At 64.1% G+C, this 19,178-nt stretch carries 17 protein-coding genes; 6 read left to right on the top strand and 11 right to left on the bottom strand.

Going from position 1 to position 19,178, the window contains the following annotated elements:
* Positions 1 to 62: 62 nt before the first annotated feature.
* The 5 genes from ACZ1JV_RS14185 to ACZ1JV_RS14205 all read right to left on the bottom strand — a co-directional run bounded on the left by ACZ1JV_RS14185 (position 63) and on the right by ACZ1JV_RS14205 (position 6,294).
* Positions 63 to 1,298 carry an outer membrane beta-barrel protein gene (locus ACZ1JV_RS14185; RefSeq protein ID WP_465152053.1) on the bottom strand — a complete coding sequence of 412 codons (1,236 nt, stop codon included), beginning with the start codon at positions 1,296 to 1,298 and terminating at the stop codon, positions 63 to 65.
* A gap of 4 nt (positions 1,299 to 1,302) precedes the next feature.
* Positions 1,303 to 1,908 (bottom strand): polysaccharide biosynthesis/export family protein, encoded by a 606-nt coding sequence (locus tag ACZ1JV_RS14190; protein WP_465137753.1) that lies wholly within the window; start codon positions 1,906 to 1,908, stop codon positions 1,303 to 1,305.
* Between the two features lie 165 nt (positions 1,909 to 2,073).
* A complete protein-coding gene (locus ACZ1JV_RS14195; RefSeq protein WP_465152054.1) occupies positions 2,074 to 2,928 on the bottom strand; it encodes a sulfotransferase family protein in 855 nt (284 codons plus the stop codon).
* Positions 2,925 to 4,175, bottom strand: a complete 1,251-nt coding sequence (locus ACZ1JV_RS14200) for a DegT/DnrJ/EryC1/StrS family aminotransferase (protein WP_465152055.1) — start codon at positions 4,173 to 4,175, stop codon at positions 2,925 to 2,927. The genes ACZ1JV_RS14195 and ACZ1JV_RS14200 overlap by 4 nt, the downstream gene beginning before the upstream one ends.
* A gap of 19 nt (positions 4,176 to 4,194) precedes the next feature.
* Complete coding sequence (locus tag ACZ1JV_RS14205) at positions 4,195 to 6,294, bottom strand: polysaccharide biosynthesis protein (RefSeq protein ID WP_465152056.1); 2,100 nt, start codon at positions 6,292 to 6,294, stop codon at positions 4,195 to 4,197.
* 410 nt (positions 6,295 to 6,704) lie between these two features.
* Here ACZ1JV_RS14205 and ACZ1JV_RS14210 point away from each other — a divergent pair, with 410 nt between their 5' ends.
* The 4 genes from ACZ1JV_RS14210 (at position 6,705) to ACZ1JV_RS14225 (ending at position 11,328) form a co-directional block, all read left to right on the top strand.
* Positions 6,705 to 7,949, top strand: coding sequence for a glycosyltransferase family 4 protein (locus ACZ1JV_RS14210; protein WP_465152057.1), 1,245 nt, complete (start codon positions 6,705 to 6,707; stop codon positions 7,947 to 7,949).
* Between the two features lie 9 nt (positions 7,950 to 7,958).
* Positions 7,959 to 8,876: a methionyl-tRNA formyltransferase gene (locus tag ACZ1JV_RS14215; RefSeq protein WP_465152058.1), complete on the top strand. Its 918-nt coding sequence runs from the start codon at positions 7,959 to 7,961 to the stop codon at positions 8,874 to 8,876.
* Positions 8,877 to 8,878: 2 nt separating this feature from the next.
* Positions 8,879 to 9,580 (top strand): PIG-L deacetylase family protein, encoded by a 702-nt coding sequence (locus ACZ1JV_RS14220; RefSeq protein WP_465137759.1) that lies wholly within the window; start codon positions 8,879 to 8,881, stop codon positions 9,578 to 9,580.
* Between the two features lie 968 nt (positions 9,581 to 10,548).
* Complete coding sequence (locus tag ACZ1JV_RS14225) at positions 10,549 to 11,328, top strand: LuxR C-terminal-related transcriptional regulator (RefSeq protein ID WP_465152059.1); 780 nt, start codon at positions 10,549 to 10,551, stop codon at positions 11,326 to 11,328.
* Between the two features lie 99 nt (positions 11,329 to 11,427).
* On the opposite strand, the gene ACZ1JV_RS14230 is transcribed toward ACZ1JV_RS14225, so the two are convergent.
* Positions 11,428 to 12,354: a formylglycine-generating enzyme family protein gene (locus ACZ1JV_RS14230; RefSeq protein ID WP_465152573.1), complete on the bottom strand. Its 927-nt coding sequence runs from the start codon at positions 12,352 to 12,354 to the stop codon at positions 11,428 to 11,430.
* A gap of 148 nt (positions 12,355 to 12,502) precedes the next feature.
* Positions 12,503 to 13,810 carry a 23S rRNA (adenine(2503)-C(2))-methyltransferase RlmN gene (rlmN, locus tag ACZ1JV_RS14235; RefSeq protein ID WP_465152060.1) on the bottom strand — a complete coding sequence of 436 codons (1,308 nt, stop codon included), beginning with the start codon at positions 13,808 to 13,810 and terminating at the stop codon, positions 12,503 to 12,505.
* Between the two features lie 288 nt (positions 13,811 to 14,098).
* On the opposite strand from rlmN, the gene ACZ1JV_RS14240 reads away from it, so the two are divergent.
* Positions 14,099 to 14,779, top strand: coding sequence for an outer membrane protein (locus ACZ1JV_RS14240; RefSeq protein ID WP_465152061.1), 681 nt, complete (start codon positions 14,099 to 14,101; stop codon positions 14,777 to 14,779).
* A 54-nt stretch (positions 14,780 to 14,833) separates the two neighbouring features.
* On the opposite strand, the gene ACZ1JV_RS14245 is transcribed toward ACZ1JV_RS14240, so the two are convergent.
* Genes ACZ1JV_RS14245 through greB form a run of 4 tightly spaced genes read right to left on the bottom strand, consistent with a single transcriptional unit; the run spans position 14,834 to position 17,533 of the window.
* Positions 14,834 to 15,337 (bottom strand): hypothetical protein, encoded by a 504-nt coding sequence (locus ACZ1JV_RS14245; RefSeq protein ID WP_465152062.1) that lies wholly within the window; start codon positions 15,335 to 15,337, stop codon positions 14,834 to 14,836.
* Positions 15,338 to 15,388: 51 nt separating this feature from the next.
* The gene (locus tag ACZ1JV_RS14250; protein WP_465152063.1) at positions 15,389 to 15,934 is read right to left on the bottom strand and encodes a TPM domain-containing protein; all 546 of its coding nucleotides are present in this window, start codon (positions 15,932 to 15,934) and stop codon (positions 15,389 to 15,391) included.
* A gap of 20 nt (positions 15,935 to 15,954) precedes the next feature.
* The gene (locus ACZ1JV_RS14255) at positions 15,955 to 16,995 is read right to left on the bottom strand and encodes a TauD/TfdA dioxygenase family protein (RefSeq protein ID WP_465152064.1); all 1,041 of its coding nucleotides are present in this window, start codon (positions 16,993 to 16,995) and stop codon (positions 15,955 to 15,957) included.
* Between the two features lie 52 nt (positions 16,996 to 17,047).
* Positions 17,048 to 17,533, bottom strand: a complete 486-nt coding sequence (greB, locus tag ACZ1JV_RS14260; RefSeq protein ID WP_132384748.1) for a transcription elongation factor GreB — start codon at positions 17,531 to 17,533, stop codon at positions 17,048 to 17,050.
* Between the two features lie 120 nt (positions 17,534 to 17,653).
* Here greB and ACZ1JV_RS14265 point away from each other — a divergent pair, with 120 nt between their 5' ends.
* Positions 17,654 to 19,018, top strand: a complete 1,365-nt coding sequence (locus ACZ1JV_RS14265) for a glycoside hydrolase family 27 protein (protein ID WP_465152065.1) — start codon at positions 17,654 to 17,656, stop codon at positions 19,016 to 19,018.
* Positions 19,019 to 19,178: the final 160 nt, after the last annotated feature.

The following is a 19,178-nucleotide window of genomic DNA, read 5'->3' on the forward strand; positions in this document are numbered from 1 at the left end:
CGCCCGTTTCATCGGAAACGGGCGCTTATCGTCGTTGAGTTCCGCGTTGTCCGAACCGAATGTCAGAACCGGACGCGCAGGGCCACGCCGCCGCGGAAACGGTCGAACTGCAGTATCGAGCTGTCGCTGTTGCGCGTGCCGTAGCTGGCTGTGGCGGCGACCGACATGTGGCGATTGAACAGGTATTCCACTTCACCCCCACCGGTCCACGTCTCCTCGCGAATGCCGGACCCGGTATATTTGGTCTTGCGGTATCCGGCCGACACGGTGGCATAGAGGTTGTGGCGGATTTCCTGCTGCACGCTCAGCTTGGTGATCGTGTCGGTACGCTGTGTGGCGCCGACGCGGAAAGTCGCGACGTCGCCATTGAAGGCATCGAGCAGGATCGCCGTGCGGCGCGATGGATGGTAGGTGAGATTGCCCGCCACAGACAGGCCGGTGTGGCCCGGTGTTGACGGATCATCCGGATCGTGGCGGAACACACCGACGGACAGGCCGCCCTCCAGCACGCCGCCGGGCTGGAAATTGATGCCCAGTCGGCCGCCATACGTCGTCGTGTTGCGCTTGTTTCCGCTCACCGTGTATTCCAGCCGGAAGTCGCGGCGGGCGACGAATGCGGTGGCCGTGGCATAGGCGCGGCCGGTCACCCGCAGACCGAATGTGGCCTGGCCGGAATAGGCGGAGAAATCGCGATCCGCATCGATGCTGGACAGCGCATTGAACTTCGTCACGTCCGCCTGCACGTCCAGCAGCGTGCGGGTAGCGACGCGGTGGTACGAAACGACGCCGCCCAGGCTGTTGATCAGGCGCGGGCCGGAATTGGGATTGCGTCGCGCTTCCGGATCGGAGCGATCCTCTATCGCCCGGCGCGAAAAGACGCTGCCGGTAAGGCTGGAATTCTGCCCGGTCTGCCAGCTCACACCGCCATCCACCAGCCAGGCTTCGGCATTTTCCGTCGGATTGTTGACAAAACGGCGGATCGAGCCGCTGGCGTTGAGTTCGAACGTCACCGGCGCCGGGGCGGTCTGGATGCCCAGTCGGGGTGAAATGTCGAAGCGCACATCGTCGCGGGCATTGGTGGGCGCGGCGTAGATGTTGCTGTCGTAGAGGACGCTGGCTTCACCGCCCAGCGTCACATCCAGCGAACCGAGATGAAGCGGCAGAGCGCGATAGTCCTTGTCGTTCGGATAGACCGCCGGCGCGGTAGAGCCGATCTGGTTGGATTGGGCCCAGGCGTGCTGCGGAACCGCGAACAGCAGCGGCACCGGAGCGGCGAGCGCAAGTGTGCGGGGCTTCACGCGCCTAGAACCAGCGTTCGTAGACGCGGATGGTATCGCCCGGCAGTACCGGCGTGGTTTCGCCCGCCTTCGCGGTCATTTCCTTGCCGTCCACCGTGCGGGTGATCGACACTTCGCCGGTCTTGGCGCGATAGGTGTACCCACCGGCGGCCGAAAGCGCCGAAAGCACCGTCATCCCCTGACGATAGGCGAACTGCCCGGGCTTGTTGACTTCGCCGGTGACGTAGAACGGACGCAGTTCCACCGCGCCGACGTTGACCACCGGGCTGCCGCTCATGATGCCCTGCTGCAGCAGGGCGGCAGTGATGCCCTGTTCGATTTCGCGATAGGTCATGCCTGCGACGTTGATCTGCTTGACGTAAGGCAGCGAGATCGCGCCGGTGTCTTCCACCGTGTAGTCGCCATTGGCGGCGTCCAGATCCTGCACGACGATATGCAGCTTGTCGCCCGCACCCACCCGGTAGGGACCTGCCGGAGTGGATGCGAGCGTAGGCATCGAAGACGTGGGCGACGAACAGCCGCCCAGCATCGATGCCGGAACCAGACAGCAGATCAGCGGAATCGCGACGGCGGCCTGCCATGAACGCGGACGACTGCGAAGTGTTGCCATGAAACGCTCCCCGACACCCTTGGAACGATCGGTCCTCCCTCAGGTCCGACCAGAATCATCGCATCCAGATTACGGAAGATACGTCAAATTTCCTTGGTTATTAAGGGCTAGGCAGAGGCCACTAGGATGATCTGCGTAGCTGACCGGATGGCTTGAAACAGCCGTTCAGGCAGCGGGTACGGCGCGCGTGGGGGATTTCCAGCGCGTCAGGTCCAGACCGGACATCGCCTCCAGGCTTTCCATGTCGCGCGCATAGAAGTCGCACATCCTTTCGCGCAAGGCCGGGGAAAGCGGCGGATAGGCCACTTCGCGCGCCAACAGCGATCGCACGCCTTCGAACACCGGATTGCCGCGCAGCGGGCGTACGCTGCTTTTCAGCGGGGCCAGCGCCTTGCGCAGCGGCAGCGGCAGCAGCGCGGATCGGCTGTTGTTCTCCCGGGCGGAGCGGTCGGTGTTTTCCAGCACCGGTTCGGCCCCGATATGGCGAGAGACCGCCTCTATGATGCCATGGGGGTGAGAGATCACATCGTCGTAGAGGTAGATCAGCATCTGTTCGCGCGGGAACAGATCGAACCACCGCGCCAGATGGCGCGCATAGAGCCCATCTTCCAGAAAGCGCGGGAAGGCATTGTCCGTGCTGCCCAGGTATTCCTCCGGAGGGCCCTTCACGGTGCCGCGGCGGTAGAGCATCTTGTAGTCCGAATAGGCGCGCTCGATCGGGTTGCGCAGCTGCAGCACCAGCTTCACATCGGGCAGAGTGGCGGCGATGCGCCGGGCGGCCAGCGGATGGGCAAGGTAATCGGCCGACTTTTCGCCGATCACATGCGCGGCGCCGGGCCGGTCTTCGAAGAAGCCGCGGTACCAGTCTTCACCGCGTTCGAACTCGCTGCTGAAGTAGTGCGGCTCTGGGGGCGGCATGAAGATCGCAGGATTCTCGACAAGGCGGGCCTGGATCCAGGTGGTGGCGGCCTTGACTGCGCCGATGACGATGAACTGCGGGCGCCAGGTGCGGTCGATCATGCTTCCTCCGCCATTGCGGTGCGCAGGCCGGCGGCGATGCGGCGCATCGCGTCCTCACCCAGCGTATGGTCCACCGGGAACATCAGCGTGCGCCGGCCCAGCCGCGCGGCCTGTTCCAGCGTGCCGTCGCGGCGGATCGTCAGGCCATTCAGCGCTCCCTCCCGGCTCATGTCCGGGCAGGATCCGGTAGCCGCGGGCAGCCCCATTGCGATCATGCGCTGCAGCACCCGGTCGCGCTTGTCTGCCGCATCATCGGTCAATTGCACATAGAACTTGTACCAGGCATGGCGCGCGTGGTCGGGCGGTTCCGGCAGCAGCAGGCCCGGCAGGCCGGCCAGCGCATCGCACAGCAACCGGGCATTGCGCGCGCGGGCAGCCAGCCAGAGCGGCAGCTTCCCAAGCTGACGGCGGCCCAATGCGGCCTGCATCTCGGTCATGCGGTAATTGGAGCCGAGGTGATCGTGGATATGGCGGAACGCGCCGGGCGCGCCGCCGCCCTCGGACACCTTGCGATAGTCCTTGCCATGGTCCTTGATCGCCCAGCCGCGTTCCCAGGCGTCACGGCCCCGAAACAGCAGAAGTCCGCCTTCGCCACCGGTGGACATGATCTTGTCCGTGCAGAACGAGAACGAGGCAGCGTCGCCGAACGATCCCAGGCGCCGCCCGCGCCACGCCGCGCCGTGGGCTTGTGCGCAATCCTCGATCAGTTTCAGTCCATGGCGGGTGCAGAGCGATTCCAGCGCGTCCATGTCGCAAGGCCAGCCGGCCAGATGGACGCAGATCACCGCGCGGGTCGCCGGGCCGATCATGCGTTCGACCGAGGCGGGATCGATGTTCTGGGTGACCGGATCGATGTCCGCAAAGACGGGCAGCGCGCCCACCGCCAGCACGCAGCTGGCCGTCGCGAAGAAACTGCGGGCCGGCACGATCACCTCGTCGCCGGGGCCGACCCCCAGCGCGCGCAAGGCCACTTCCAGCGTCAGCGTGCCGTTGGCGATGCAGAGCGCTTCCGGTGGTGCACGTTCATCGACATAGCGGGCGAATTCGGCGGCGAAGGCGCGGTTGTGTTCGCCATGCACCAGCGCATTGACCTTGCCCGAACGCAGCACCGCGACCACCGCCTCGATCTCGTCCGGCTCGTGACGTGGCCAGAGGCTGCGCAGCGGGGCTTCCTGATCGCGTTCGCGAACGTCGATCTGCGTCGCCGCGAAAGCGCCGGTTGCGGCGCCGGTATCGGCCAGACTCATGGTGCCTCCCTCGGAAATGTCAGACTTTTACGGGTTCGCCGGAGCCGCGCGGGCCGGTCATCGCCTCGTTCTGGATCAGTTCGAAACCGGCGCTGCCGCTCGGCACTTTGACCAGCGTATGGGTGATGCGCCGCGCCTCAACGTGGTCGCCCAGCTCCACCGCGCGGGCGAGCCGGTCGATCGAGCGCGAGATGAAGGGCAGGGGGATCGGCTTCGACTGCGCCTCGAAAATGCCCTTGATGCCGGAGGCGAGCTGCTCCTCGCAGATGTCGAACAGTTCCTCGAACAGCTTCTCGCCGGGGCGCAGGCCCACGAATTCGACGGGCACGTCGATCTCGGGCTGGAGGCCGTAGAGGCGGATCATGCGGTAGGCGAGGTCGACGATGCGCACCGGCTTGCCCATGTCGAGCACGAAGATCGTGCCGCGCCGCGTGTTCTGCGCCAGCGCCGCCGAACTGCTCTGCAGGATCAACTGCACCGCCTCACGCACGGTCATGAAGAAGCGTTCGATATCCGGGTGGGTGACGGTGAGCGGGCGGCCTTCGCGCAACTGCCGGTGGAACAGCGGCACGATGGAGCCGCTCGATCCCAGCACATTGCCGAAGCGCACGGTCATGAAACGGGGCGCTTCGCTGTCGTCCACGCCGCACATGTCCAGCGCCTGCGCATAGAGTTCGCCCACGCGCTTGGTCGCGCCCATCATGCCCACCGGGTTCACCGCCTTGTCGGTGGAGACCTGGACCATCGCCTTCACCGAGAATTCGCATACCGCGTCGGCCACGATGCGCGTGCCGATGATATTGGTGTGCACCCCGGCGCAGGGGTTGGTCTCGACGATCGGCACATGCTTCAGCGCGGCGGCGTGATAGACGATCGTCGGCCGGTGCTTTTCGAACACGCGGCGCACGTCGTCCCGCTCGCGAATGTTGCAAAGCTCCGGCTGGACGTCGAGATCGGGGTACTGCTCGCGCAGCTTCATCTCGATCGCGTAAAGGTGAAATTCACTATGTTCGAGCAGGACCAGGCGCGAGGGGCGGAAGCTGGCCAGCTGCCAGCAAAGCTCACCGCCGATGGTGCCGCCGGCGCCCGTCACCAGCACGCACTTGCCGGTGATCTGGCTGGTGATCTGCTCCCCCTCCAGCGTGAACTCGCTGCGGCCCAGCAGGTCCTTTACCGATAGCTCGTCCGGCGCGGCGCCGTGGCCGCGCTGCAGGATGTGGCTCCAGCCGTCGCGGATGCGCGACAGTTCCAGCCCCATCTGGCGGGAGCGGGAGGTAAGGCGCGCCATCTCGCGGTTGGAAAGGTCGGTCCCGTCGTCGCAGGCGATCACCAGCGAGGGGCGGCGGCCCTGCAGTTCCAGTTCGTCCACCGCATGGGCAAGGTCTTCATGCGTGCCCAGTACGGGCACCTTGGCGATCTGCAGCAGAGTGTCGTTGGCGGCGGGCAGCAGAATGCCGACGACGGAAAGCGTGGGCGTCGATTCGCGCTTGAGCACATCGATGATCGACAGTGCCCAGTCGGGCGAGCCCACCAGAACCGCCCGGCGCAAGTCGCGGCCCTGTGCGGAAGCAGGTTGGGACTTCGCGGTTTCGGACAGCTTTTCGCGCAGGGCGCGCCGCGAACCGCGTGCGGCCAGCAGGGCGCTGATCGCGAACAGCCACTGAGCCAGTGCGATGGCGGCCAGTTGCGGTCGCTCCGCCTGCACGCCGGGCACCAGCAGGATCGCCGCCCAGCCCAGCCCGAAGGCCGGAATCGTCAGCAATGCCAGCTGCATCGCATGGGAGAAGCTGAAATAGCGCCAGCTGCGGCGATAGAGCCCGGTGGTGTAGAAGCAGCCGATCGCCAGTGCGGCGAAGGCCAGCACGGCGGCCAGATGCCCGTCGGACTTGGGAAAGCCGGTGCGGCCGATCAAAGTGAAGGACAGCGCCAGCGTCGATGCCAGAATCGTGAAGTCCACCAGCATCAGCAGCGTGTTGCGAAAGGTCCGGCGCAGGCTGAACTGGGCGATGGACGAACGCGAACGCGGATTGCTGGATCCCAGCTTGCGTACGCGCAGGAACGTGTTCGACGATCCACCGGTCAGTTTTGAGACAGTACTTCCTGCGACGGTTTGATTCATGACATCGGCCTTCGCGAGTGTCTGGTGTTTCTCGTGGCGAAACGGCGTCGGCGGGAAAGGCTATGCCGAACCGGTTCGCAGGTCCCGATTGTCTACCGGTGAACCGATGCGCCTGCATGTATTCATGAAGTCATCAGCCGGAATTGCCGAAAATCGCAGGAATAGGGGGTGGGTTCGACTTGCGGGCATTTGGCAGGTTCCAAATGGTTCCGACGGACCGGGTACAACTCCCCCCTAAATCGCCGGAACTCATCTCTAAGGGCTATCAGCCGATTAGATGCTTTGCTGCCGGCCTGGTCGCGCCCATCATTGGGGCGATCGTGGGGATCGATTGGGGCATTCGGAATGGCCGGAAAATTGGCCTTGCGTTTCATACTGATCAGTCACCCTAGGGGGGATTGAAAATCGTCATGAAAGTTCTCGTCCTGTCCAGTCTCGCCTATTCGCTCACCAATTTCCGGGGGGCGTTGCTGCGTGATCTGAAAGCCAACGGGCACCATGTCGTTGCCGTGGCGCCCGATGGCAATGCGGCGGTGGAAGCGGACCTTGCAAGCTGGGGCGTCACCTTCCGTGTCGTGCCGATGGACCGCACCGGCACCAGCATCGTCAAGGATATGGCGCTGCTGGCGGCCTATACGCGGCTGATGGTGGCGGAAAAGCCGGATCTGGTGCTGGCCTACACACAAAAGCCGATCATCTACGGCGGCATCGCCGCGCGCTTGATGTGCGTGCCGCGCTTCTTCGCGATGATGTCCGGCCTGGGCTATGTATTCAGCGAGGCAAGCGCGCATCGCCGCCTGCTGCGCGGTTCGGTGGCCCGGCTCTACCGCGAGGCGGTTCGTCGTTCGCGCGGGGTCTTCGTGTTCAATGCGGACGACCGGAAGGACATGATCGACCTGGGCATCGTCAACGACCGGCACAACGTGGTGCGGGTGCCGGGATCGGGCGTGGACCTCGACCGCTTCACGCTGGCTCCGCTGCCGCGCGGGCGGATGCGGTTTCTGCTGGTCGGACGGCTGATGCGCGACAAGGGCATCCACGAATTTCTGGAGGCCGCCGCCGTGATCCGCCGCGATCACCCGGACGTCGAATTCTGCATCCTGGGCCACTACGAACATGCCAATCCCACCGGCATCGATGAAGTGGAATGCGCGCGCCTTTCGCGCCAATACCCGGTGCAATTCATTCCCGGCACGTCCGACGTGCGGCCCTATCTGGCCAGTTGTTCGGTCTTCGTGCTGCCGTCCTATTATCGCGAGGGACTACCGCGCACGATTCTGGAGGCCATGGCCACTGGCCGCCCGGTGATCACCACCGACATGCCCGGCTGCCGCGATCCGATCGTCGAAGGGGAGAACGGCTTCCTCGTCGCCCCGCGCGATGCCGGCAGCCTGCGCGCGGCGATGCAGCGCTTCATCGACAATCCGGAACTGGTCGCGCGGATGGGCATGCGCTCCCGCGATCTGGCGGAAAAGGTCTATGACGTGCGCAAGGTGAACCAGCAACTTCTGGACGAGATGGATTTGTTGCGAGAGCCATGGATCCGTTCCGACGCCGTGCCCGGCCGCACCGGCGGGGACCTCGCGGCCGAGATCGGCGCAGTGACCACGGCTGCCGCCAAGGCGTCCAGCCCGTCCCAGGTCGCAACGGGTTAAGGCGCGAACATGGCTACAGATGTTTTGCGGGCCGTCGTCGTCGGCGCGGTGGGTAGCACCGCCGTGCTGGTGGAGGAACTTGCCGCCGCCGCGGGCTGGGAAGTGCCGCTGGTGGTGACTTTGCCCGAAGAACTGTTCAAGCGGCACTCTGACCTTGTCGACTTGCGGCCCCATGCGGCGCGCGCGGGCGCGCGGATGGCGGCAGTGGCGCGCACCAACGATCCCGAAACCTTGCTACTGATCCGCGCGGCCCGGCCGGACTACGTCTTCGTGGTCGGTTGGTCCCAGTTGTGCGGACCGGACTTTCTGGGCATCGGCGCGAAGGGTTCGATCGGATACCATCCGGCACCGCTGCCGCGCCTGCGCGGGCGGGCCGCGATTCCCTGGACGATCCTGCTGGACGAGCCGATCTCCGCCTCCAGCCTGTTCTGGATCGGTGCGGGAACCGACGATGGCGACATCCTGGCGCAGCGCTATTTCCATGTTGCGCGGGACGAGACGGCGCAGGGGCTTTACGACAAGCACATGGACGCGCTGCGGGAGATGCTGCGCGACGTGCTGCCGAAGCTTGCCGCCGGGGAGCAGCCGCGCACCGTGCAGGACGAACGCTACGCCACATGGGCCACCCGGCGCACGCCTGCCGATGGCGCGATCGATTGGCGGCGGTCCGCCACTGAGATTGACCGTCTGGTGCGCGCGGTGGGCCGCCCTTATCCGGGCGCCTTCACGCGGCAGGGCGATCGCCGCATCACCGTCTGGTCATCCCGGCCCATGCCGGGGGCGGAGCGTCATCATGCCATGCCGGGCCAGATCGTCGCGCGGCAGGGCCATGTGTTGACCGTGCAGACCGGCGATGGGCTGCTGGATCTCGTCGATTGGGAGATCGAGGGCACGAGCCCCGCCTTGCACGCGATACTGGAGGGATAGCGATGGCCACGCGTGCGGGCGCGGGCCTGCAACACTATGGCAAGGTGCTGGTAATCGCGCCGCATCCGGACGACGAAGTGCTCGGTTGCGGCGGCACCATGGCGCGCATGGCGGAGGAGGGGCTGGACGTGCAGGTGGCCGTGGTCACCAGCGGCCGCCCGCCCCAGTTCATTGAGGAGTCGGTGGCGCAAGTCCAGGCGGAGATGCGGCGGGCGCATGCGCATCTTGGCGTAAGCCAGGTGCACATGCTGGGCCTGCCGGCCGCCGCGCTGGATACGCTTTCAGCGGCGGAGCTTAATGCCACCGTCGGCCAACTGGTGCGCGAAGTGCGCCCTGACACACTGTTCCTGCCGTTCCTGGGCGACATCCATGCCGACCACCAATTGGCCTTTCTGGCCGCGATGGTGGCCGCGCGCCCGCGCGACCGGCGCGTCCCCACCCGCATCCTGTGTTACGAGACGCTGTCCGAAACCAACTGGTATGCGGCGCCGATGACACCGGCCTTCGTGCCCAACGTCCATATCGACATTGCCGGAACGCTGGCGCGCAAGCTTGAAGCGTTCGGGATGTTTGAAAGCCAGGTGAAGGCGTTTCCCGACGAACGCTCCATCATGACGATCGAGGCCTTGGCCCGCTTGCGTGGCTCCACCGTGTTTGCCGAGGCTGCGGAAGCTTTCATGCTGGTGCGCATGATCGAGCGCTGATGACCCGGCGGCCGGGCATCGTCCGGGCGGGGTAGGGCGCATTTATGAAAAACGGACCGTTACTCAATTTTCCATTTAAAAATCGCGTCGAATACTTTCTGGCCCGCCGCGGTCGGGGTGCCAGGGAAGGCGGGTCGCGTCGATCCTGAGGCATTCGGTTGGATGCTGCGATGCACACTCAACATTGTGCAATGCAACGAAAATTTCGGTCCGTTAGCTGATGGCGCGGGTGCCGATCTCCGCCTTTGCAGGGGCGTAATGTCCGCTCGACCGGTGCGCAGGCGCTCGGAATCGCCTCGATCCCAACGATAGTCGCGGGTTGGCCATGGCAGCGCTGCTTAAACCGGCGATTTCGAGATCCGCGTATAAGTCTAAACAATTCATGGGTTTATGGAGAAAAGGCGATCGGCCTCGCGTCCATATGGACTCAGGGGCAGCGTCCGAAGGATCGATTCGCGATCCGGAATTCGCGGGATTGGATGGGAGGAGCGGCGCGAATGGTTGCCCAAAAGCCACAATTGGGCACCAATCTAACCCGGTCGGCTTGTGTGCGCAATTGCACAAACAAGCGTAAACCTATGATGCAGAACGCATTTTCCGTCCATATACCTATTTAGAGGTAGAGGGCTCCCGAAAAATGCGTGATTTCAAGCATTAGTGCCAGTGAACTTGTTGAAATGACTAACTAAGGTGCTGAAAGATAGCATTTTTTATGTTGTGTCCCAATCCGGCATTGTTGTCCTGTGGCGCTTCGTCAGCCCTCGACTTGAACTCCCGGATATGTTTTAAGGAAATGCACCTAATGCTGTGGGGTATGAAGGGGCATTGGAGGGGGGCACCAGTTCCGTCTGGTTATCCGCCGAATGTCTATTTTGTCTTCTTCCGGCTACGTCGGGCGTTCAGTCCGTTCGTACCTTCCCCCTGTATGAGTGTCGGCGGCCAAGATCGCCGAATGTAACAAGCATACATTGGGTCGTCCTATTTCCAGGATTCAGGAGATAAAGACGATGGCGCAATTTGATGAAGTATGTGTCTCCATTGTGGGATTCAATTCGCTGGTTCGTGAGGGGATCTGCAAGATCCTCGATAAATGCGAATTTCGTTGCAGCCGCTTTTACAGGGATTGCGACGAATTGCTGGCCGAAAGTGCCGGTGCGAACCTGGGGCTGACCATTTTCGACATGGGACATTGCGACGATCTGCTGGGCTGCCTGTCCACGCTGAAGGATCGTCATTCCTACATGCGGGCAGTCCTGCTGGCCGACGAGTTCGAATTTGGCCAGATGGTCGATGCCTTCCAGCTGGGCGCTCATGCCTATCTACTGAAGGAAATCGGCGCCGAACCGCTGATCGAGTCGCTGCGACTGGTTAACCAGGGTGAAAAGGTCCTGCCCAGCGCGCTGCTGCAGCATCTTCCGCAAAAGCAGGCGATTTCCGAAGGCCAGGCCGATGTGCAGGTCCAGCTCAGCGAACTGCTGTCTGACCGTGAAATCGATACGCTGCGTTGCCTGGTGATGGGCTATCCGAACAAGGTTATCGCCTATCGGCTGGACATCAGCGAAGCCACTGTGAAGGTTCACGTAAAGGCTATCCTGCGCAAGCTGATGGTTCAGAACCGCACTCAAGCGGCGATCTGGGCAGTCAACCAGGGTCTCGTCACCCAAGGCGGCGATTTCCGCGAAGCGGCAGACTATGTTCCCGCCGTGGAAGAAATCGCGCGGCCGGCCACTCTGGCGTTCGCGCGCTAATATACAACAGGGGTCTCTATCGGGGCTTATCGGCGCGGCAGGTCCGTCCTGTCGCGCCGACGCGTTTTGGGGTTCGTTCGAACTTTCCGTCGCCGGCCTTCAGGCTGGGTGGCGGACTACGCAGCGAAAGCCGATATGGCTGGTGGCCGTATCGATCATCTCGGGATGGCGCGCGGCCGGGCGATAGCGCTGGCAGTAATTCGCCGCGCAAAGATGCGATCCGCCCTTGATCACCTTGCGGCCGATGCGCACTTGCGGCTGGGCGGGGTCGAAGCTGTCTTTCAGCTTGCCGCCTTTCGGATTGCTGATCGCGCAGCACGATCCGCCGCCTTTTTTCACCTCGGGCTTTTCGGACCACCAATCGCGCGTCCATTCCCAGGTGTTGCCGATCATGTCGTGAAGGCCATAGCCGTTGGCCGGGAAGCTGCGCACGGGGGAGGTGCGCTCCCAACCGTCCAGGCACTGGTTGGCGAAGGGGAACAGGCCCTGCCAGTAATTCGCCAGCATCTGTCCACCGGGAGCCAGTTCGTCTCCCCAGGCATATTCCACGCCTTCCAGACCGCCGCGCGCGGCATATTCCCACTCGGCTTCCGTTGGCAGGTCCTTGCCCGCCCACCTGGCATAGGCCTCTGCATCGGCGTGGCTGACCTGCACGACGGGATGATCCCAAAGGTCCAGCGCGTCGATATCGCTGCCGGGACCATAGGGGTGCCGCCATGATGCGCCGAAATCGAAACGCCACCAGTTGCCGGGATTGGACGTGTCCACCGGTGTCGCGCTCTTGTGGAACACCAGCGCGCCGGGCTGCGCCATCTCGGGCGGCATGCCGGGATAGTCCTTCGGATCGGGCGCGATCTCCGCCACGGTGACGTAGCCGGTTTCCTCCACGAAGCGGGCAAACTGGCGGTTGGTCACCGGGGTTTCGTCGATCCAGAAGGCATCGACCGCAACGCGGCGCAGCGGTGCCTCTTCCGGGTAGAAGCGCTCAGACCCCATGGTGAAGGTGCCGCCGGGCACGTGGATCATGCCGAGCAGGGCTTCGCTGCCTTGGGTCAGGGGGTCGGTCATTGCAGTCCTCTTGTCGGATATCGCATCCGGTTTAGGGCTGCATCGAACTCACGCCAAACGCGTATTTTCTTTGCAGCCCTAAACGAAGAACTGAGAAGGCAGGGACTTAGCCGAGCGCGACTTCCTTCTCGGCATACAGCCGCTCAAGTTCGGCGCGGCTCTTCTTCTCGGCGGCGGTCTTGAGCTGGCCGCAGGCCGCATCGATGTCGCGCCCGCGCGGGGTGCGCACCGGGGCCGAGATGCCGCCTTCGAACACGATGTTCGAGAACGACCTGATCCGCTCCGGCGTCGAGCATTCGTACTGCGCGCCCGGCCAGGGGTTGAACGGGATCAGGTTGACCTTGGCAGGCAGGTTGAACTGCTTGAGCAGGCGCACCAGTTCGCGCGCGTCCTCGTCGCTGTCGTTCTTGTCCTTCAGCATCACGTATTCGAAGGTGATGCGGCGGGCGTTCGATGCGCCCGGATAGTCGGCACAGGCCTGCAGCAGATCCTCGATGCCGTACTTCTTGTTGATCGGCACGATCTCGTCACGCACGTCCTTGGTCACCGCGTGGAGCGAGACGGCAAGGTTCACGCCGATTTCCTCGCCGCAGCGGGCCATCTGCGGGATCACGCCCGAGGTGGAGAGGGTGATGCGGCGCTTCGACAGGGCAAGGCCCTCGCCGTCCATCACCAGCTTCAGCGCATCGCGCACATTGTCGAAATTGTAGAGCGGCTCACCCATGCCCATCATCACGATGTTGGTGAGCAGGCGGCCGTCAGCGGAGTAGCCGCCTTCGTCGTCGTCGGTCTCGGCACCATCAACGCCGTCACCGAAGGCAAAGTCCATGCGACCCTTGGGCCATTCGCCCAGTGCGTCGCGGGCGAGCATGACCTGGCCGACGATCTCGCCCACCGTCAGGTTGCGGACGAGGCGCATCGTGCCGGTGTGGCAGAAGCGGCAGTTGAGCGTGCAGCCGACTTGTGAAGACACGCAGAGCGTGCCGCGATCGGCATCGGGGATGAACACCATTTCGAAATCGTGCGCGTCCGCCGTGCGCAGCAGCCACTTGCGGGTGCCGTCGCTGGAGTGCTGGGCCTCGACGATTTCCGGGCGGCCGATCACGAAGCGTTCGGTCAGCCAGGGGCGCATGGTCTTGGCGATGTCGGTCATCGCCTCGAAATCGGTGACGCCGCGGTGGTAGATCCAGTGATAGACCTGCTTGGCGCGCAGCTTCGCCGCCTTCAGGTCCAGCCCGGCGCTTTCGAACAAGTCGGCAATGCGCTTCTTGGGCAGGCCCATCAGGTCCACGCGGCCGTCCTCGCGCGGGGTCACGCCTTCGACGATGCCGGGGCGCGGCACCGGAACGGGATCGATGTGCCCGGGGATCGGCATCGGGCCGGCCCCGGCAGAGCTGGTAATGGTGTCTGTCATGATTGGGGCGCCATATAGGGCAATCCGCCCAAAAACGGAAGATGCAGCGCATCATCATCCGCGCGACGCGGATGCGCACCCGCATGGGCAGGCGTGTACGCGAACACTTCCAAGGCGTTGTCGGTTCCCCCTGGTCGGCGTGCGATACGCTCTGGCCATCGCATTAGTGTTGCTGAAAAACATCAATGATTTCGTTATCTTAGGTTCAGGAAACCGAGCCTTTGCGACAGGCATTTGACCAGTCCCGGCAGGCAAGACCTGCTCAAGAATACGGATTGGAGTGAACACATGAAGAAGGCTCTCTTTGGCCTCGGTACCGGCGTCGCACTTGTTTCGGCCCTTGTCGCGGCCCCCGCCATGGCCCAGGATTCGGCCTCGGCGCAGCCTTTCAACGGCTTCCACGTCGAAGCGCTGGCCGGTTATGACGTGACCAAGGCCGGCAGCAGCGTCGACGACGATTCCAACATCGACAACGACCAGTCGATCGACGGCTTCGCCTTCGGCGTGGGCGCCGGTTACGATGTGCGGATGAACAACTTCGTCATCGGCCCCGAAGCGGAAGTGACGTGGTCCACCGCCAAGACCAAGTTCGATGACGGTGATTTCGAAGGCTTCGGCATCGGCAACGTGAAGACCAACCGTGACCTCTACGTCGGTGCGCGCGTCGGCTATGTCGTCGCGCCGACGACGATGGTCTACCTGAAGGGCGGCTACACCAATGCCAAGTTCGACGTGCGCAACGCGGTGGGCACGGTCGATACCAAGACCGACCTCGATGCCGACGGCTGGCGGATCGGCGCCGGTGTGGAGCAGGCGATCAGCAACAACGCCTTCGTGAAGCTCGAATACCGCTATTCGAACTACGAAAAGGGCGAACTGGACTACCGCGACGACATTCCGGACGGCCAGCGCTTCGACCTCGACCTCGATCGCCATCAGATCATGGCAGGCGTAGGCGTGCGCTTCTGATTTTCGCTTGAGGCGGGGAAGGGCGGGGGCTGCGGCTCCCGCCTTTTTCTTTGCTTACTGCCCCTTCGCGCAGCCGATCAGCGCGGCATCCATGGCAGAGGCGGCGCCCGCCAGCGGCCACGCGTTGACGAAGCGATTGCCCTTCATGTCCGTGGCGGTGACGGTCATGCGCGGGGCGGAGCGCATGGCAGCGACGATGGCTGAATTGTCGCCCTCGTTGCGGGCCCAGGCATCGCCGCCGCCGCCGGTCAGTTGCCAGCGCCGGCCGCCGACGTTCACCGTGATCGTGGACTGCGGGGCGATCCGGCGGGATAGGCGCATGTGGAACTGCCCGCGCGCACCACGGCGCGGCCAGCTACCGATGGCGACAAAGGGCTGGTATTCGCGCGCGGCCAGATTGGGCTCCGCCATGGCAATGGCGTAGCAGCGCGGCACCACGGGATCGCGGAATGCGCCCCAAGTGGCGTAAAGGCCCAGACTCTCACGGGCGAGCGCCGGCACGGCACCGGCAATGCAAGCTGCGAGCAGGGCGATGAGGCGGAACGTGCGACCGGACATGCATTTCATCGAGGCGGGCTCATGGCATGGTTTCCGGCGGATGCGAAGACGTCAGTGGAGTTGGCTGGAGATTGCGGCGACGCCTTTTTCGATCCCCGCGCCAAAATCCCCCGCCTTGAAGCTGGGTAGCATGTCATGATCGATGATCGTCCGGCTCCGATCGTCGGGCAATTGGGCAATCAGGCCATCACCAACAGCAATACGCACTTTGCGCTCGTTCGGGGCAACAAGGACGATCACGCCATCGTTCAAACCCTTGCGGCCAATCCCCCAGCGATTGCCCAAGGCACGAGCATAAATCGCAATGTCCTCGCCGCCCAGCGATGGGGTCGTGGCGACAACCATCTGGTGATGCGTTCGCTGTTCAAATGACTTCAGGCTTGCCGAAAGACGGGCTTTGCTATCGGGCGACAGGATGTGGGCTGTGTCGTTGACGTAACCTTGAAGGCGCAAATCCTTGCCGACAGGCGAGGTCGTTGTCGCAGCTTCTGCAGATGCGGCCGCGGACTGCGGCTTGCACCCGGTGAAGAAGAGCGAAGCGCCGCATAGCGCGACAAGTATCGGACGAACCCCCATGCCGCGGTTCTGGCCGCGCATGTTCCTGCGCGTCAAGCCGATCAGGCTATTTCGCGCAGAACCTCGCCGACCTTCTTGCCGTCCTCGAAATAGCCCAGGCCATAGTCGCCCTTGATCGTGGTGCGCAGAGTGCGGCGTTCATAGCGCGCGTCGCAGCCCTCCACCGCGTGGAGCATGCGGTGATTGTCCCAGATCACCATGTCCGTGGGCTTCCAATCGTGCCAATAGGCGCTGGTTCCCGTTCCGAGCCGGTTGATCGCCTGTGCCGCTTCGTCGAGCAGGGCGTCGCCCTCCGCATCTTCGTGGTGCTCCAGCGCCACGGCCATCCATGGGCCGAAGTGCAGCACTTTCTCCCCGGTCTGGCGCTTCCACACCGCCGGGTGCATCGCGCGCGGAAAGCGCGCGGCTTCCTGCAGCAATTGCGGCGTCGAACTGTGTTCGGTCAGCGGCGTGAAATCGACGCCGTACTTCATCGTCGAAAGCCGGGTGTCCAGCGTGTAGACCACATTGTGCCCTTCCAGTCGGCGGCGCAGGCCTTCGGGGAACTGGCGGTAAAGTTCCACGCCGTCCATGAACCCGGTGCGCCCGCCTTCGGGCGCATTGACCGGCGCGCGCAGCACGCCTGCGTAGTTCAGCTCGTCGTTGTAGCAGTGGTCGAAATGCCAGGGTGAGAAGCGGGCCACGATCTGCCCGTCGATCTCCACCAGCCCTTCGCCGCGCGCGATCTCGTCGCTGGGCTTGTAATGCATGTCAATCATGCCCTCGGCTTGGTCGCCGGTCTCGTCATCGCGCTTGGTGGTCTTGGTGGGATGGTCCTTCAGCGGGCCGAACACGCGGCTCAGCGCCACCTGCATTTTCGAGCTGGGCTCCATGTCTGTGAAGACGATGACGCCGCGCGCCACGAACAGATCGCGCAATTGCTGGCGGACCGACTCGTCCTCCAGCGTTTCGAACGTCACGCCCGAAACCCGCGCGCCGAAGCTCAGGTCTTCCCGAAGGTTTTCAATGCCGATGCCAGCCATGTCATGCTCCTCTTTGGCCGCGCCGATACGTGTCGGCGCGATCCTAAGCTTGCTGAGCATGGTGCCATGGCCTTTGCGCCGGGGCCAAGCGGAATTTGCCGCGCTTGCCGCCTCAGGCAGTCGGGTAGGCGATCTCCATCACTTCCCATTCCTTCTCGCCGGAAGGCAGGCGCACCATGCGCAGATCGCCGATGGCCGCACCACGCAGGGCGCGGGCGATGGGCGCGCTCCAGCCGATCAGGCCCTTGGCAGCGTCCTGCTCGTCATCGCCGACGATGGTGACGGTCTTGTGGTTGTCGTCCTCGTCCGCGATCGTGACGGTGGCGCCGAAGAAGACTTTGGCGCGTTCGGTCTGTTCGCGCGGATCGACCACGCGCAGCGCCTTCATGCGGCGTGCTAGGAAGGCCAGTTCCCGGTCGATTTCCCGCATGCGCTTGCGGCCATAGAGATAGTCGCCGTTTTCCGAACGATCGCCATTGCCCGCCGCCCAGGAGACGATCTCGACGATCTCCGGCCGCTCCTTGCCGAGCAGATGGTCGTAGCGGGCGCGCAATTTCGCCATTCCGGCGGGCGTGATCGGGGGACCTGCGGGTTTCATCGAGTGAGCCTTATCCGGCGCGCTTCGCGTGGCCAAGGGGCAGGGCCGCTTCTCCACGACCTTGCGCTGCATCTATTAGTCCGACAAAAGAGGGCAAATCTATCAGGGATCGAGGAAATCATGGAACTCTCACGCCGCTCCGCGCTCATCGCCGCTGCCGCCGCGCCGCTTGCCGGAATGGCCGCGCGCGCCGTTGCGGCTGAAGCTTCGGGCGCGCTTCCGGCCGCTCCCGGCGCGACGTTGGCGCCGCGTCCGCCGATGGGCTGGAATTCGTGGAACAGCTTCGCCGGCACCATTACCGAGGGGCAGGCGCTCGAAACCGCCGCGATCATGCGGGATAAGCTGCTGCCCTTCGGCTACGACGTCTTCACCGTCGACATCCAGTGGTACGAGCCCGAGGCGAGTAGTTATACCTACAACGCCCACCCGGTGCCCGCGCTGGACGCGAACGGACGGCTGGTGCCCGCGCCCAACCGCTTCCCTTCGTCCAAGGGCGGGAAGGGCTTCGCGCCGCTGGCGGCCAAGGTCCACGCGATGGGCATGAAGTTCGGCATCCACGTCATGCGCGGCATCGCGCGGCTGGCGGTCGAGAAGAACCTGCCGATCCTGGGCACGGCCTATCGCGCGCAGGACATTGCCGACACGAACAGCATCTGCCCGTGGAACCCGGACATGTACGGCGTCGACATGACCAAACCCGGCGCGCAGGAATACTACGACAGCATTTTCCGCCTCTATGCCTCGTGGGGCGTGGACTTCGTGAAGATGGACGACATGAGCCGGCCTTACGACGCCCACGCGCCGGAGATCGAGGCCGCGGCCAGGGCCATCTCGCGCTGCGGTCGGCCGATCGTGCTCAGCCTCTCGCCCGGCGAAACCCCGGTGCCGCGCGGGGCCGAAGTGCGCAAGCATGCGCAGATGTGGCGTATTTCCGACGATTTCTGGGACGAATGGCCGCAGCTTGCCGCGCAGTTCACGCGGCTGGAGAACTGGTCTCCCTTCGTCGGGCCCGGCTCCTGGCCCGATGCCGACATGCTGCCACTCGGCCGCATCGCGCTTGGTGAGCGTAGCAGCCGCTTCACGCCGGACGAGCAGCAGACCCTGATGACGCTATGGTCCATCGCCCGCTCGCCGCTGATCATGGGCGGCGATCTGCGTGGGGTCGACGCGGCGACCATGGCGCTGCTGACCAATCGCGAGGTGCTGGCGGTGAACCAGCACAGCACCGGCAACCGCCCGCATTTCCTGGCCGACAACACCCGCGTCTGGTCGGCCCGCGGGGAGGGGAGCGAGGACCGCTATCTGGCGCTGTTCAACACTGGCGATGCGCCGCTGGAGGTTGCAGTGCCGCTGCGCGAACTGGGCCTCCAGCGCGCGGCGGTGCGCGATCTGTGGAAGGGCGAAGACCTTGGCGTGAGCGAGGGCCGCGTCAGCGCCAAGCTGCGCTCGCATGCTTCGGCGCTGTATCGGGTAAAGCCGGCGTAATTCGTCTCAAGCGGTTAGGTTAGGCTACGCCACGCCACGGAGCACACACGACATTTGGCTAACCAATCCCCGTCATCCCCGCGAAGGCGGGGATCCCGCTTGTTCTTTTTTGAGCACGCAGAGGGGCGGCACAATACCGCACAGCCCCTCTGCGTCTCTG

It is taken from the genome of Novosphingobium sp. BL-S-19 (genome assembly GCF_055521675.1).

What these genes read in the sequence shown, in the direction of transcription:
- ACZ1JV_RS14210 (WP_465152057.1), top strand. Translation starts at nt 6,705, where the DNA reads ATGAAAGTTCTCGTCCTGTCCAGTCTCGCCTATTCGCTCACCAATTTC.
- ACZ1JV_RS14230 (WP_465152573.1), bottom strand. Translation starts at nt 12,354, where the DNA reads ATGATCCACGTGCCCGGCGGCACCTTCACCATGGGGTCTGAGCGCTTC.
- rlmN (WP_465152060.1), bottom strand. Translation starts at nt 13,810, where the DNA reads ATGACAGACACCATTACCAGCTCTGCCGGGGCCGGCCCGATGCCGATC.
- greB (WP_132384748.1), bottom strand. Translation starts at nt 17,533, where the DNA reads ATGAAACCCGCAGGTCCCCCGATCACGCCCGCCGGAATGGCGAAATTG.
- ACZ1JV_RS14255 (WP_465152064.1), bottom strand. Translation starts at nt 16,995, where the DNA reads ATGCTCAGCAAGCTTAGGATCGCGCCGACACGTATCGGCGCGGCCAAA.
- ACZ1JV_RS14200 (WP_465152055.1), bottom strand. Translation starts at nt 4,175, where the DNA reads ATGAGTCTGGCCGATACCGGCGCCGCAACCGGCGCTTTCGCGGCGACG.
- ACZ1JV_RS14265 (WP_465152065.1), top strand. Translation starts at nt 17,654, where the DNA reads ATGGAACTCTCACGCCGCTCCGCGCTCATCGCCGCTGCCGCCGCGCCG.
- ACZ1JV_RS14205 (WP_465152056.1), bottom strand. Translation starts at nt 6,294, where the DNA reads ATGAATCAAACCGTCGCAGGAAGTACTGTCTCAAAACTGACCGGTGGA.
- ACZ1JV_RS14250 (WP_465152063.1), bottom strand. Translation starts at nt 15,934, where the DNA reads ATGCGCGGCCAGAACCGCGGCATGGGGGTTCGTCCGATACTTGTCGCG.
- ACZ1JV_RS14245 (WP_465152062.1), bottom strand. Translation starts at nt 15,337, where the DNA reads ATGTCCGGTCGCACGTTCCGCCTCATCGCCCTGCTCGCAGCTTGCATT.
- ACZ1JV_RS14190 (WP_465137753.1), bottom strand. Translation starts at nt 1,908, where the DNA reads ATGGCAACACTTCGCAGTCGTCCGCGTTCATGGCAGGCCGCCGTCGCG.
- ACZ1JV_RS14240 (WP_465152061.1), top strand. Translation starts at nt 14,099, where the DNA reads ATGAAGAAGGCTCTCTTTGGCCTCGGTACCGGCGTCGCACTTGTTTCG.
- ACZ1JV_RS14215 (WP_465152058.1), top strand. Translation starts at nt 7,959, where the DNA reads ATGGCTACAGATGTTTTGCGGGCCGTCGTCGTCGGCGCGGTGGGTAGC.
- ACZ1JV_RS14220 (WP_465137759.1), top strand. Translation starts at nt 8,879, where the DNA reads ATGGCCACGCGTGCGGGCGCGGGCCTGCAACACTATGGCAAGGTGCTG.
- ACZ1JV_RS14195 (WP_465152054.1), bottom strand. Translation starts at nt 2,928, where the DNA reads ATGATCGACCGCACCTGGCGCCCGCAGTTCATCGTCATCGGCGCAGTC.